This window comes from Anaplasma platys (genome assembly GCF_012790675.1).
GTDB classification, from domain to species: domain Bacteria; phylum Pseudomonadota; class Alphaproteobacteria; order Rickettsiales; family Anaplasmataceae; genus Anaplasma; species Anaplasma platys.
Genome location: NZ_CP046391.1, coordinates 208759 through 224274, shown reverse-complemented (window position 1 = coordinate 224274; position 15516 = coordinate 208759). Strand labels below are relative to the sequence as shown.

11 protein-coding genes are annotated in these 15516 nt (G+C 47.1%); 7 read left to right on the top strand and 4 right to left on the bottom strand.

Going from position 1 to position 15516, the window contains the following annotated elements; translation table 11 throughout:
* Positions 1-292: 292 nt before the first annotated feature.
* From ANPL_RS00900 to ANPL_RS00885, 4 genes are all read right to left on the bottom strand, one after another.
* On the bottom strand, positions 293-1681 hold the full coding sequence (locus ANPL_RS00900; RefSeq protein ID WP_174764258.1) for a sigma-54-dependent transcriptional regulator: 1389 nt from the start codon (positions 1679-1681) through the stop codon (positions 293-295).
* Between the two features lie 234 nt (positions 1682-1915).
* The gene (locus ANPL_RS00895) at positions 1916-2686 is read right to left on the bottom strand and encodes a cell division protein FtsQ/DivIB (RefSeq protein WP_169192933.1); all 771 of its coding nucleotides are present in this window, start codon (positions 2684-2686) and stop codon (positions 1916-1918) included.
* Positions 2687-2928: 242 nt separating this feature from the next.
* Complete coding sequence (gene gshB, locus ANPL_RS00890; RefSeq protein WP_169192932.1) at positions 2929-3855, bottom strand: glutathione synthase; 927 nt, start codon at positions 3853-3855, stop codon at positions 2929-2931.
* A 9-nt stretch (positions 3856-3864) separates the two neighbouring features.
* Entirely contained in the window at positions 3865-4458 is a 594-nt protein-coding gene (locus ANPL_RS00885) for a BON domain-containing protein (RefSeq protein ID WP_169192931.1), read from the bottom strand.
* 340 nt (positions 4459-4798) lie between these two features.
* On the opposite strand from ANPL_RS00885, the gene aspS reads away from it, so the two are divergent.
* The 7 genes from aspS to ANPL_RS00850 all read left to right on the top strand — a co-directional run bounded on the left by aspS (position 4799) and on the right by ANPL_RS00850 (position 15443).
* Complete coding sequence (gene aspS, locus ANPL_RS00880; RefSeq protein ID WP_169193593.1) at positions 4799-6589, top strand: aspartate--tRNA ligase; 1791 nt, start codon at positions 4799-4801, stop codon at positions 6587-6589.
* Positions 6590-7112: 523 nt separating this feature from the next.
* A complete protein-coding gene (locus ANPL_RS00875; protein ID WP_169192930.1) occupies positions 7113-7754 on the top strand; it encodes an HAD family hydrolase in 642 nt (213 codons plus the stop codon).
* A complete protein-coding gene (locus ANPL_RS04845) occupies positions 7739-8227 on the top strand; it encodes an RDD family protein (RefSeq protein WP_169192929.1) in 489 nt (162 codons plus the stop codon). The genes ANPL_RS00875 and ANPL_RS04845 overlap by 16 nt, the downstream gene beginning before the upstream one ends.
* A 243-nt stretch (positions 8228-8470) precedes the next feature.
* Positions 8471-11092 (top strand): pyruvate, phosphate dikinase, encoded by a 2622-nt coding sequence (gene ppdK / locus ANPL_RS00865; protein ID WP_169192928.1) that lies wholly within the window; start codon positions 8471-8473, stop codon positions 11090-11092.
* Positions 11093-11273: 181 nt separating this feature from the next.
* Positions 11274-12791: a proton-conducting transporter transmembrane domain-containing protein gene (locus tag ANPL_RS00860; RefSeq protein WP_236822853.1), complete on the top strand. Its 1518-nt coding sequence runs from the start codon at positions 11274-11276 to the stop codon at positions 12789-12791.
* Positions 12792-13673: 882 nt separating this feature from the next.
* Positions 13674-14192: a c-type cytochrome gene (locus ANPL_RS00855; protein ID WP_169192927.1), complete on the top strand. Its 519-nt coding sequence runs from the start codon at positions 13674-13676 to the stop codon at positions 14190-14192.
* Positions 14193-14678: 486 nt separating this feature from the next.
* Positions 14679-15443, top strand: a complete 765-nt coding sequence (locus ANPL_RS00850) for an alpha/beta hydrolase (RefSeq protein WP_169192926.1) — start codon at positions 14679-14681, stop codon at positions 15441-15443.
* The last annotated feature ends 73 nt before the right edge of the window (positions 15444-15516 follow it).

The following is a 15516-nucleotide window of genomic DNA, read 5'->3' as shown; positions in this document are numbered from 1 at the left end:
TCGGCAATCGGCAATCGGCAATCGGCAATCGGCAATCGGCAATCGGCAATCGGCACAGTGTACTACAACATACCCTGACTGCAACCACTATTTAACGTTAACGGCTAATGTGAGCACTGCAACTCAAGCCTATTCCTGCAGAATTCCACCATACAATAAAACATCTCAGCCGGCACAGCGCAGGCAGAGCTGACAACTCACTAAAAACCACCACCTACACTGCACCTGGACACCATAAGCACATGCTCTAGCAAATCCATACCCCACAGCCGCAACCACCCAAACACAAGGCTCAACCGCTGCAAAGCCCCAAGATCTTGAGCTTCCTATGCAGAGCTGATCTCTCCATCCCTATGAACTCTGCAGTTCTCGATACACTCCCCCCGAACCTCGACAGCTGCGTCCTAAGGTACTGCTTTTCAAACTCCTCTCTCGCCTTCCTCAAAGGCGCTGAAACTATGTGGGTAAACACATTATTAATCGGCATCCCACTGACTATCTCAGCGGGCAAGTCCTCCACCGCTATTATATCCTTCGTAGGCTGCATAATCATGACCCACTCCAACACGTTACGCAACTGTCGCAAATTCCCTGGCCAGCAGTAGGATTGCATCGCAACCAAGGCTTCCTCACTTATTCTCCTAGGGGTAAGCCCCATCTTTTTACAGATGCTCTTCATCATATACTCACAGATCTCCGGAAGATCCACACAGTACTCCGATAGCGATGGAACCCTGATGGGGAAAACACTCAGTCTATAGTATAAGTCTTCACAGAACCTCCCTAGCCTGACTTCCTCCTCTATAATTTTCGAAGAAGACGCGATAACGCGGGTATCGATTACAACCGGCACCTTTCCATTCTCCCGGTATATTCTCCCTTCCTGCAAAAGACGCATCAACCTCAATTGAACGTCATATCGCAGGTCAGTAACTTCATCTACAAATAAAGTCCCATGATTTGCCTGCTCTATAATCCCCACACCATGGGGAACAACATGGTGCAGAGAACTGTTCTCATCTTCCCTGCCAAAGATGTTTTCCAAGTAGCTGCCTTCAGGCAAAATTGCTGGACAGAAGCTAACAAATGAACACCCTCTCCGGAATTTCCTGTGGATCAGCCTGGCCACAACTTCTTTGCCAGTACCTGGAGCTCCCGTAATCAATATCCTGCTGAAAGTCGACGCAGCCTTGTTTATGGTAGCCCTCAAGTTTTTGATTTGTGGAGAATTCCCTACAAGCTCATAGTCTTCGAAAAACGCCCGCAGTTCTTCGTTTTCCCGTCTTAGCCTGCTGGACTCAACAGCGCGGCGAACCACCAGCTTAAGCCTATTTTCCGTAAATGGTTTCTCTATGTAGTCGTATGCACCAATATGTAAGGACTTCACCGCAGTAGCTATATTCCCGTGGCCACTGATCACAACAACCGGAAGGTGCGGGTACCTTTCCCTCAGTTTCTCCAACACGCTCAAACCGTCTATGTCAGAACCTTTCAGCCATATGTCAAGCAACACAACATCCGGCTCTCTTTCGTATGCAAGCTTCATGGCTGACAACCCATCAGCAGCAACCCTAGTCACGTAGTTATCGTCACGCAAGATATCTTGAATCATCGCCCTGATATCTGCCTCGTCATCTACGACGTGAACCTCGGGCGTATAAAATCTTCTCGTCTTAGACATAAACTCCACACTCTTTTAGACCAGCAAACATTCTACTCAGCAGAGTAAAAATACGCTTAACCCGGTACATAAATACGTAGCCACCAATCATCCCCTGATGATATTTACACACAGAGGTGCATTCAACCAAATAATGTAAATTTGCAACTTTTTTACAATGCTCTTACGGGAATGCACACGCATTGCCCCATAGGCTCAAGGTTTCAGCTCCTAACCAGCCACAAAGCTTAATTTCTACTTTTTCATCGAGATCTTATCCGCGTTGCGCATGTCTATCTCATTCCACATGAGCAGCCCTCCAGAATCAAGGTGGAGCTGCTTCAACTGCGCCCAGGCTTCTTTGGGCCCAGACTCCGGAAGCCTTACTCGCAAACCACTCGAGAAATCCACATTCCAGCCGCCGGTATCAAGCAGAGAGAATGAAGAAATCATTGAGCTCAGCGGCCCTTTGTCATCCAAAATATCCCTGACAAATTCAAGATGCTCTACAGCGTCATCCCCGTATACAGAAATAAGATGTGGAAAACGCCCCTCCGAGTTGACTATGACGTACCCCGCACGGTCTATTACCGAATTTATCCCGTGATGGCACCAGTTTGCGAATGCATCGTACTCTTCTATGTTTATCTTCAGCGCACCACTGGATAGAACCCGGCTTATTTTTACGTCTTTAATCCATGGACTTTGCCGCTTTATCCGCTGACTCAGCTCCTTAAGTGGCACCAAAACTATTGATCGCTCATGGTCCACCACGTCATGAATTGTGTCCTTGTCCACCATGACATTGCCCCGTACTATAACACTCCGCACAGGCAAACCTAAACTAACAAGGCCATCAGAAAGCAGGCTAAATACCTTGTCTCCGGAAATCACCAGCGGGAAAACCAAGAAAACTACCAAAACTACAAAAGCAGCGACAACCCCATATCTTGCATAGGCAAGGAACGCCTCACTCTTCAGGCTCATTATGACATTGCGGCTCTTCTGAGACAGAAATCTATACATCTCGCAACATCTTATTCCCTAACAACACACTTTGCACAACCCAACTATACGCCCTTAGCAAAAGAAACGCACAAGCTCACCTAACATTTAACACCACGTACGTTACATGGCAAGATCATGTGTACAGCACGCAAGTAAACATTACCTCGCATGCCTTGGCAAAGTGGTGCAACACTACCGCATACACATGATTTCGGTATTCCATCTAAGACCTAGTGTCCCTGTTTGTATGCACGACGCGCTTAACCGCCGGACTCTAACAAACCTTCAAACACATTCCAACAATCGGCTTCCAAAGCCTTTCCATAGACCTGGTTGACTTCCAAGACGCCACAAGGAGACGTTATATTTACTTCCAGCAGACATCCCCCAAGAATGTCTATTCCAGCAAAAACTATTCCGGCTTTTGTTATTACTTCCCCCACAGCCGAACATATTGCCTGATCACGTTCAGAAAGTACTACCTTCTCCGGTACCGCACCAACGCGAAGATTCGTCCTTACTTCCTGCTCCCTAGTAACGCGCCGTTTTATTGCCCCTACAGGCTTGCCACCCAAGAGCACAACTCTCCTATCCTCTTCTACCATGGGAATAAATCGCTGCACAACTATTGGCGCACCATACCTTTCGACCATGGTCTTGGATATTGTACATGCATCAACACCACCATAAACTCGCACTACGCCATCGCCCCCGAAACTATACAAAGGCTTCAAGACCACATCGCCATATTCTTTATAGAACTCTCTTATTTCTTCAGGACTTTCACTAACAAGCGTAGGAGGAATAAACTCGGGAAACGACAAGGGCAGCAGCTTCTCCGGAAAATTTCTAACTGCGCTCGGGCTGTTAATTATCAATACATCCCTAAGTCTTTCCAGAATGTAGGTAGTGGTAATGTAACGCATATCGAAAGGGGGATTCTGCCTGATAAACAGCAAATCCACCTCAGCCAAATTTAGACGAGACCTGTCGGACAACTTCATAGATTCGCCGCAAACCTCAGCGTTATGAACCGTAGCAATAACGTCGCCCTCACACAGAGACAAGCTGCTAGGCTCATAGAAAAAGACTTGGTGACCCCGACGATTGCCCTCCTTAATAAGCTGCGCAGTGGTGTCCCTGCAGACCTCCACCCCGGCATCCATCTGAAAAGCAGCCTTTAACAACTTTCACCCCTAGTGACGCAGCCTGCTATTCTTCAGCCTTACATAGCTAATAACTTGCTTCACACCGCGTACGCGCTTAGCTATGGCGATGACAGTGTTAAGTTCCTTCTGACTCTGCGCGATACCCATAAGGTAGACGACTCCGCCGATAGTGTTCACACTATAATTCATTGACTTGACACCAGCTCTCGCCAGAACCCTCGCTCTAATCTGCGCGCTTATCGCACCGTCTAGCGCGAGACTCTGAAGTGAAACTGCACCCTCTGAGATCGTGATCTCATTAACCACCTCTCGTACATCACGCTGCTGCCAAGCGGCCTTTTCCGCTTGAACCCGCTTGTCCGGAGTATTCACCGCACCCAATAGAAAAACCCTACCCTCACTCACCTTGACAGTGACCGCGTAGAATATACCAAGCTTTAGCAGCTCTCTGTTTATTCTGATCATTATCGAGGCATCGTCAATAACGTCACCAACAGAACGCTCCTGCATGGCGACAACCGCACCAGTGGCTACAGCGAGGCCGGCAAAAACGGCACTACAACCGGTCTGCGTCGTGACCAGCAGAACTGTGAGTATTAACGCTCGCGCCCCTCTTCCCATCTAATGTCAGAACCAATGCACAACGCTCGTTTTATAAATAAATTGTATCAATGTGTAAACTAAATAATGATCTCGGAAGCGCGTGTCCCTTATACTCTTGCGTATGCTGCGGCTTCCTCATAATTCTTTGTATCATATAATGCAAGCACGGCTTTCAATGCCCGTTAAAACTGTCTGATGGCAAACGTGTAAAGTTGCACAAATCGGTGAGCTATCACAAACACACGAGAATTATAATGTGAAAAGCCCTGTACTGTCGGCCTAGGTATAGTCGCAGCATAATTTTTTCCGATTGGGAAATATTGTGGTAAAAGTTAGGCAGGTCTTCGAGAGTATTTTTATGAATGCATATAGAACTCATCTGTGTAACGAGTTAAATTCATCACACATAGGACAAGAAGTGACCCTATCTGGTTGGGTATTCCGCAAACGTGACCACGGGGGAGTTTTCTTCATAGATTTAAGGGATTTTTACGGCATCACACAGCTAGTGTTGAATGAGTCGTCAGATAAAGACCTCTTGGATGGCGCTCGCTCAACAAGCTTTGAGAGCGTTGTAACCGTAAAAGGCGTTGTCACGCCGCGCAGCGAAGACACAGTAAATGAAGATTTAGACACTGGACACATAGAAGTCATAGTGCATTCCTGGCACGTAGAATCAGCGGCTGACCAGCTGCCAATTCATGTACCTACCAGTACCAGCTATCCCGAAGATTTACGGCTAAAATACAGGTTTTTAGACCTGCGCTGCGATGAAGTAAAAAGGAACATGCTCTTGAGGTCCGCGGTGATTTCCGAAATTAGAAAATCCCTGGAAAGCCGCGGCTTTGTTGAAGTACAAACACCTATCCTAACCGCGTCTTCCCCAGAAGGAGCGCGCGATTATCTGGTCCCCAGCAGGAACCATCCCGGAAAGTTTTACGCGCTTCCACAAGCTCCGCAAATCTTTAAGCAACTGCTCATGGCCAGCGGCTTTGACAAGTACTTTCAGATAGCCCCTTGCTTTCGCGATGAAGACTCCCGGGCAGATAGATCTCCAGGAGAGTTCTACCAATTAGACATGGAAATGGCCTTTGCTAACCAGGAGGACGTATTTGCGGTAATGGAGCCCGTTTTGTATGGCGTTTTCGCTAAGTTCTCACATGGGAAAAAGGTTTCACAAGAATTTCCCCGCATTACCTACAGAGACTCTATGCGCCTCTATGGCACCGATAAACCTGACTTGCGTAATCCACTAATAATATCGGACGTGTCAGATGTGTTCAGCACGTCCAACTTCAAAACATTCCAGGAAGGCGTCGCTAACGGGCGCGTAGTACGAGCTATTCCGGCACCGAACACTTCTGAGCAAGCTCGCAGCTTTTTCGATAACAAAGTAGAATACGCTAAAAAGATAGGAGCATTGGGACTTGGCTACATAACATTTGGTCTTGATAATGTGGCAAAGGGACCCGTTGCCAAATTCTTGAGTGATGCAGAATTGTCAAAAATCCAAACAATAGCGGGTATAAGAGCCGGCGGCAGTGTATTTTTCGTGTGTGACAAGGAAGAAAAGGCCAATGAGCTTGCAGGATCCATCAGAACACTACTGGGAACCGAGTTAAAGCTCATTGAAGAAGATGTGTTCAAGTTCTGCTGGGTGGTAGACTTCCCGTATTTTCAAAAGGAACCTAATGGGCAGCTTGGCTTCTCGCATAACCCATTTTCCATGCCACGCGGAGGAATGGATGCGCTGTTAAACGAAAAACCGCTAGATATAGTCGCATATCAGTATGACATGGTATGTAATGGGGTAGAGATATCAAGCGGCGCCATTAGAAATCACAAGCTGGATCTTCTATATAAAGCATTTTCGATGGTGGGTTATTCGCAAAGTGAAGTTGATAATAAGTTCGGATCACTGACAAGGGCTTTCAGGTTTGGGGTTCCTCCACACGGCGGCACGGCACCTGGGATAGATAGAATAGTCATGTTGCTAGCCGATGTTCCCAACATACGCGAAGTAATATACTTCCCTTTGACTCAAACAGGAGAAGACTTGCTAATGGGCGCTCCCTCCACAGTGGATCCAAACTGTTTAAAGGAACTGTCAATCATGCTCAATTTGAAAGCGAAAACTTCACAGGGCTAGCCCGGCTAGGGCGCCAGATCAACTTGTTGACATACGTTAACAGATGCTGCACTTCGCTATCTTGGGGCACGGGCCATGGCCGCAAGTCATTTGTCCGTCACACGTCGCTCTATGCGCTGAAGAAAACAAAATTGCACTGTCACCGACGTGCTGTGGTGCAGATGAATCATCAGCGTGCATCAACGCCCGGATTCAGACCTCAACAGCAAATTTAAAACCCGCACGGCTCCGGTACATAAAATACGTCAACACGTAGCTCAAGAACCTCAATCAATTAGCGCCACTTTGTATTAATGGAACTTACCCAAGGCTAACGAGAAAAATACCATTCCCCACGCCATATTTGATAATAGCCTGACAATGGTCCCATAATTTGACAGGTGCGTGCCGCAGCTCTATATGCCAGTGCTGGGCGCGTGCTGCATAACCCATTTATGCCGTGTTAGGTATAATTATTAAGTAAAAATTAACTTATACACTGTTGAATACTGCACCTGCAGTGAATAGGATGCCCGGAGTCTCTATGAAGCCCCCCATTGCTGTCATGTTTGATTGGTGCAACACTATAGTTACCGAAACGGTTAACCGGGAGGCAGTTGCTAGAATAATGCGTGATATGAACATTGGCGATGTCGACATATCGGAGATACCACTTGCGCCTTTGGCAGCTGAGAAGTACCTGCAGTTATGTCTTAGGAACAGGTGGCAGGATTTCAAAACAAAGTACAAGAACGCTTTTGGCTCCTGGTTGGGCACTCTTCTACCTAACAGAAACGTACATGAACTATTAGAGTTACTCTATAAAAACAATGTTAGAATGGGAATAGTAAGCAACAAGCGGGGAACTCAGCTCCGCGATGAAGTGCGCAGCCTAGGATTGACAAGATATTTCTCGGTAATACTGGGAAAAGGCGATACAGTAGAGAGTAAGCCATCTCCAGAGCCCATCTTTGTGGCATTGGAGTCTATGGGAATTGCTCCGGGGGAGAGAGTGTTTTTCGTTGGGGATAGTGCGACTGACGTTGTAAGCGCAAGAAGGGCGAATTGCTACCCTATTGCTTTTGCCAATGATTCGATAAAGGGCGTTATGTCATTTCCCAACTTCGAAAATCTGGGCAATTTTGTTGCGGAGCTGCTGGGCCAAAGATTATGGAACGTTACGTAATAGCTAGCCTGCCCAGGAGGGTGTTGGTATATCTGGTAGACAAAGCAATAATATCGGTGATATTTGCGCCTATTTTCATCCTAATACACAAAGACAGCATGCTTTCCTTTATGTCCTTTATGGTAGTAACGTGTGCATACCACACATGCCTCACATATAAATATACAGCCACCATTGGTCAAAGGCTCTTTAGGGTACGCGTTGTGAGCTGCAAAAATCAACACGTCAACAATGCGTTGGTCGCTTTCGACAGGGTGTTATTACAATTCCTCTGCCCCACACTATCTACACTACTGTCTGGAGCTGTTACGACTTTAAGTCCCGGCGTACCGCTGCTAAGCGCGGTTCTAACCCTGCATGTATTAGTGATCTTCTTTTGGGCATGCTGGTATTTAACCGCCGCATTTGTTCCACAAAAACAAACCATACACGACTGGCTTTGTGGCACCGTAGTAGTAACCGAGGGAACCTAAGAACTATAGTACAGAGATTGCTTTGCCACACCACCTTTAGAACAAAACCACCTTTAGAACAAACACACACAGTGTGGGAACCGGCCTTCCATTGCCATTTTAGCGGGCTAGCATATTTCAAACAGCATTTATGTCCTAGCGAGTCCATGCACAGTTGCATCCGTAAATATTAGGCTTTATATTGTCTACAGGGAAGTATCGCGGTATATTCCTGTCTCATCTTACAAGTCTGGTAAAAAACATATGGATGATAGGCTGATTTACCACTTCGGGAGAAGTCGGTGTGATGGTGGGGCACACCTTGCCCACTTGCTTGGGGGCAAAGGAGCTGGTCTTGCAGAAATGTGCAACATTGGCGTTAGCGTTCCCCCAGGTTTTACCATATCAACATCAGCCTGCAGTTTATTTCAGAAAACCAGACAGTTGCCGGATAAAGTTTTACAAGGGCTTCCTGCTGCCCTGGAACTTTTGGGCAATGAAGTAGGTTTGGAGTTTGGCAACCCTGATCGTCCACTGTTAGTGTCTGTACGCTCTGGAAGCGTTCAGTCCATGCCGGGTATGTTAGATACAATACTCAACGTTGGACTTAATGACGAAGTTGTGGACAAGTTGAAGTCAACTCAAGCAAGGTTTGCATACGATAGCTATAGGCGTCTGATAAAAATGTACGCAACATCCGTACTACGGCTGGATGAAGGAGTATTTGAAGACGTAAACTCTGCAAAACAAAAAGCTTCGGGAACGGCTGAGCCATATGATGCAGACCCCGATGCAATGGCAGCCATGGTAGAGGAATACAAACGGATTATACTAACGCGTACCGGACAGGAATTCCCACAGGATGTTAATGTCCAGTTGCATAACTCGATAAGCGCCGTGTTTGGATCGTGGACGAATAGCCGCGCAGTTTCTTACCGGAGTGTTTACGGTATCCCCGCAACCATAGGCACTGCTGTCAATGTACAGTCTATGGTATTTGGTAACATCAGCAACAACTCGGCAACTGGGGTAGTGTTTACCCGGAATCCCTCAACCGGAGACAAGGAAATGTTCGGTGAGTTCCTAGTTAATGCTCAGGGAGAAGATATAGTTTCAGGGCAAAAAGACCCAGTACCAATAAAGGTAATGGCAGATGTGATGCCAGAAGCTTACCGGGAGTTAAAAGAGGTGTGTGCCAAGTTAGAAAAACACAATAGAGACATGCAAGACATCGAGTTTACCGTACAGGACGGAAAATTGTGGATCTTGCAGACGAGAGACGGTAAACGCAGCGCTCAAGCCGCTGTCTGCGTTGCTGTTGCCATGGTCAAAGAGGGATTGATTTCCGCCGAGGATGCGATAATGCGCATTGATACGCGAACTCTCAGCGGGTTGCTACACCCAACTCTCGAGAAAGGAAACGACAACGTTATTGTCGGCAGAGGGCTTCCTGCGTCTCCAGGGGCTGCCTCCGGTTACGTAGCATTTACTTCAAGTGACGCCGAAGAGCTGAAAAGGCAAGGGAAAAATGCCGTTCTGGTAAGACAGGAAACCAGTCCTGAGGATATCAGTGGAATGATATCTGCCGTCGGGGTTCTGACCTTGAGAGGCGGGATGACATCACATGCAGCTGTGGTGGCACGGGGAATGGGCAAGCCGTGCATCTGCGGCGCCAACAGTTTGTGCATAGATGAAAGCGGACAATTTTTCTTCAATGAGAACAACTTGAAAATAAAGCGCGAGGACAGCATCACCATAAACGGCAGCACTGGTGAGATCATTTTGGGAGCAGTGCAAACTGTAACTCCGTCACTGCCCGAGACTTTCCACGAATTAATGTCGTGGATAGATAGCACTCGCACCATGGGTATCTGGGCAAATGCAGACACTGTTGAGGATCTTGCCGCAGCTAAACTGTTTGGTGCCGAGGGAGTTGGGCTCTGCAGAACCGAGCACATGTTTTTTTCAGACAATAGAATCACCACCGTCCGGGAAATGATCTTGGCGAGCGATAAGCAAGAGCGTGTTAAGGCACTAGATCGCATTGGGGCGATGCAAAGGCAAGACTTCAAGGATATGTTCAAGTTTACCGGAGGGAAACAACCTCTGACCATTAGATTGCTTGACCCGCCACTGCACGAGTTTTTACCAGCTAGCCCTGAGGTTTTTGAGGGCATAGCCAAGACGATGGAAAGGTCTTTGGATTACGTAAAGCACAGAGTTTCCACCCTGCTTGAAAAGAATCCTATGCTTGGCCACCGTGGCTGTAGATTAGCAATCTCCTACCCAGAAATATACGAAATGCAAGCAAGAGCAATTTTTGAAGCGGCGCAAGAGCTCAAAGACGGTGAGGGGTTGGACATAGTTCCCGAAATTATGATTCCGTTCGTCATGGACGAGCAAGAAATAGTGATAGTGAGCAACATCATAAAGGATGTAGCTCTGAAGTTTCACGGCATCCAGTACAGGGTAGGAGCTATGATTGAGTTGCCAAGAGCGGCATTATTAGCTGATAGGTTAGCTAAACATGTTGATTTCTTCAGCTTTGGCACCAACGATCTTACTCAGACTACCATGGGTATTTCTCGTGATGATTCGTCAAAATTCACTGAGCACTACATAGATTCCGGGGTGTTTTCATCAGATCCCTTTGAGGCTTTGGATATCGACGGCGTAGGCAGACTCATTACTATCGCTGTGGACTTAGTTCGCAAATCTGGTAGAAACATCAAAATGGGTCTTTGTGGCGAGCATGGTAATACTCCCCAAGCTATGAAACTTTGCTCTGAACTTGGGATAAACTACGTTTCGTGTTCCCCTTACAAAGTGCCTGTTGCAAAGCTCCTGGCAGCGCAGCGTGCGATAAAAAACAAGAGTGAGGCTTAGTCTTGTACCAACGGCTTGAAGGGCGGCGGCCCTTCCCAAACTCGCGCACGTCGTGAGTCTGCACCGTTAGTGGAGCACATTGGACAATCCACCAGCTGTGTACTTTGTGTGATACCCAGGGTATTTACTTCCATGTGTTTTATGCTATTAATGAGCTTCTTGTGCTGTAGATCGAGCTATCGTGGGGTTTTCTTGTTGCGGAGCAAACGTTTGGCTGCCGGTTGTGCTGCTGCTGCCGTTCGTGTCTTCGGCGTTGATACTTGGATTTAGGCGTGTACCCCACTCGCAGGAAGTTCTGTCCATCCTGGCCTCTACAGTGTTATTCCCTGTTGCGGCATACTTGGGATTCCGCGCCATAAATGGCGCACCTTCCGGACTATTGAAGTATAACCTATCCTCTAAACTGACGTTAGCATTCGCTCCCGAGGCTTTTGGTGTGGTGTTTAGCATTCTGGTATCGCTGCTGTGGGTAATAACAAATATTTACACCATAGGCTACATGAATAATGTCTACGGAAAAGGCAATGATCGCTCAGTATTCTACGCATGCTTTGCAGCTAGCATAGGTTGCACTATGTGCATCGCCTTTGCGGCTAATATCGCCACCATTTTTATCTTTTACGAAATGCTGACACTGTGCACATATCCCCTAATAACCCACGGACGTAGCCAAAAGGCACTTGAAAGCGGCAGTGCGTACATAAAAACTTTGTTGTGCTCTTCTGTTCTTCTGTTTCTACCGCTTGTAGTTCTGGTATGCTCCGTGTCTCCTGCTGAGCTGTTTAGCTCTGACTATTTAGTTGCCGAAAAAAGGCCTGACCTCATTCCTCTGCTGTCAGTACTGCTGTGCTATGGGGTTGCGAAAGCCGCGATTATGCCTTTGCACACATGGTTGCCCAGAGCAATGGTCGCTGCAACACCGGTTAGTGCTCTGCTACACGCAGTAGCCGTAGTGAAGTCTGGGGTATTTACTATAGCGAAGATTACAGTTTACGCCCTGGGAGTACAGGGAATGTACAACATATGTAACAGCGCAAATGGAGCAGTAAACAGCGGGACTTTACACGTAAATGTGCTGATGTATGCTTCGATCGCGACGATTCTTTTGGGCTCTTTATGCGCTATAGCCCAAACAAATCTTAAGAAATTGCTTGCCTACTCCACTATCTCCCAGCTGTCATACATTACTCTAGCTATCTCACTGTATACCGACGGCGCTATGTCGGCTGCACTGTTGCAAATGGTTGGGCATGCGTTTGCAAAGATAACATTATTTTTCGCGGTCGGGGCAATATATGCATCTACGGGCCGTACTATGATATCAGAGCTCACTGGCCTGGGTAAAGCTATGCCTTTAACACTAGCCATGTTTAGCTTAGGAGCTTTCGCTATGATAGGCATCCCGCCTGCTGGCACAATATGGGGCAAGTTTTACATACTTTCGGAGGCACTTAGACAAGACAACTATCTCGTTGTAGGCACCGTGCTGCTCAGTACTTTACTGAACACATTGTATTTTATCCCCCTGATCTTTAGGGCATTCTTCATTAAGGGTGAAGACGTCTCTGTAATTAAGGAAGCACCACTACCGCTGCTTCTTGCCATGTTGGCGACATCCCTGGGGACGCTTTTCTTGTTCTTCAAACCTGATGCAGTTTCCGGAGTTATGGCAACAGTAGGAACGCAGATACATTTTTAAATAGAACACACAAATCACAAAAACAAAAAACGAAACAGCTTTCAAGCCTTGCCGCACTCGGGTACGAAAATGGCGCCGAAGACAAGCGTCCTGACCACGAGAGAATGCCAAGTACTTTAAAAGGCCCAATGATAAAACCTAAAGGTAGCTATGGATGAGAAACCTGAATTTAAGAATCACACACCCATGTTTTAAAACAACACAAAGCAAAATGTGCTCACCACATTACTGCGTAAATCTAAACAGAAGACACAAGCGGCCTCAGCGTGGCACCAATATTCTCAGAGGGAAACGCACGCACTCAATAGTGATTATCACCAACACCGTACCACTATCTCAACACCAATCACCATTCATGAAAAACAATTATGCCTCACTGACAGCACAAAGCTGGATCGATGCTCCTGCACTTCAGGTGTATAGTACTCCTAGCCATCTCAATTTGACAAGATGCCAGCTTCTAAGCAATCATTGGCAGTTCGACGGCACGCGCAACGAAAGGGTGCAGATGTCCGTAACCTCCTCCCCAGTCTTTGGTGCCCGCAGCATCAAACTTACTGGTTATTTGCTGTTTGATAGCCTGCAGCCGGCAGGACAGGGAGCATGGCTCAGTATTGCTTGAGAAAATAGCAACCGAATGGGCTCACAGGGTCAAATGTGTTAGACACGCAGTGTAACGAAAGGCTGACTCTTCGGTAAAAAACTTGGTAATAACAAGCGTTTATAATAGTGGCATGTCCAGGGCTTGTCGCCTTCTAGGTTGTTTCCTGCTTGCATAGTAGGTTGTATGCACGGGCTGACAGCGCGGGGTTTTGCAACACTATTGTGTTGACTTGGTTGTGCTATTAAACTAGCCTTTTCGTAACGCAGCGCAGTTTTCGTATGGTTCCTGGTGGCTTTAATTTCAACAGAGTTGCTACTTCAGTACTTTTAGCATCTTTTATAGTACTTATGGTTAGTAATGTGGTGGATCTTTTGTATCGTCCCACACATGAAGAAACCCGAGGTTATACTGTGGATGTCCCCGAAGAAAAAACTGAGGGTGAAGCCGCAGCCCCTGACGTGGTCGTAGACATCGTGGCGCTCTTAGCAGACGCCAATGTGGAAAGGGGGCAGGTTGTGGCCAAGAAGTGTTCAGCGTGTCATACTTTTAATGAAGGAGGGCCTAACAGAGTGGGGCCAAACCTCTGGGGGATAGTTGGATCACCAAAAGCTCATATGCAAGGGTTTTCGTATTCTAAAGCAATGTTAAATAAGGGGGGCCACTGGACAGAAGAGGAGTTGTTCAAGTATCTCACCAACCCAAAAGGCTTTGTTGTAGGCACAAGGATGGTATTTCCTGGACTACCAAAACCTAGGGACTGTGCAGACCTGGTGGCATATCTGAAAACCCTAAAATAAGACGAACCAACAATGTAGGCCAAAACAAAGGAGTCGGGGCCCGTTGCTTTGAGTGAGACAACAGCGTGAGGCATCCAAGGTTTCCAAAACACAGGGACATTACCAACACGCAAACATACATAATAAGAACACCACAAAAAAGGCAAGCAACTATGCCCGCGCATGAGCACAAAAGAGTGTCGTCCTGCCGCTTTACCGCAAGCCAACATGAGACATTTCCTGGATTTCTAAAACCCCAGGACAGTGTCAGTCCGCAAGCATTTTCTAAAAACCCCGAAACAATGCTAGCAAAGCACTGGCAGCGCACAAGTACCTGAAGACGAGGTGTCATATTCGCTTTTGCGAGAAGCGCAGCGCTGACTTCGCGTTTTACATCATGTCCCTTCCCAGCTATGTGACATACACATTCCCGTTACCGCCTCTCATTGCACGCTACGGGGAAAAAAGATACAATGAGCTCCTGGGAGTTTATATTTGCAACTGCTTATGCGTGAAAAGAGGTTGTTAACTTTAGAAGATGGTTCCCACCTGGCTTACCTGAAGGCCGATTTCGGGAGTAGCGTAACAGTCGTTTTCTTCTGTGGCTTCCGCTCCAGCATGCTTGCAACAAAGGCTTCCGCCATCTACGACCATTGCATTGCTAATAAAACCAATTGTGTAGTTTTCGACTACCTAGGGCACGGGGATTCTAGCGCTAACTTTGAGGACTGTTGCCTTAGTGATTGGAGAAAAAACTGTGATGTTGTAATTGAGCAGCTGACCGACACACCCCTGGTGGTGGTAGGGTCAAGTATGGGAGGTTGGTTGGCGCTTCACGCAGCGGCAGATCATCCCCACAGAGTTCTCGGTCTCGTAACGCTGGCCGCTGCCCCGGACTTCACTGAAGATGTGGAAAGTTCTATGTCTACAGAAGACAGAGTATTGCTGGAGAATGACGGAAAGGTGGAGCTTCTGGTACATGATTGTAGTTATTTGATCACCAAAAAGCTACTCAAAGACGGCAAAAACCATTTGCTACTTAACCGAGATATCATCCCAGTTAAGTGCCCAGTGGTGCTAATTCACGGTATGCAAGATGTCACGGTTCCTTATGAGCACTCCATTACTGTTGCCAAGAAGCTTCAGTCATCTGATGTTAGCGTTCAACTGCTGAAGTCCGGCGACCATAAGCTGAACGAACAGCCAATGCTAGATAGAATCCAAAGAATAGTACACTGCGTGGTGGCTAAAGCCGCTAAAAGCATCACATAACAACGAGCTCTGTGTCCCACGTGGGACGTCTTGGGTGTTTTCAGCGGAGGAAGATGGCTTAAGAAACTTTGGC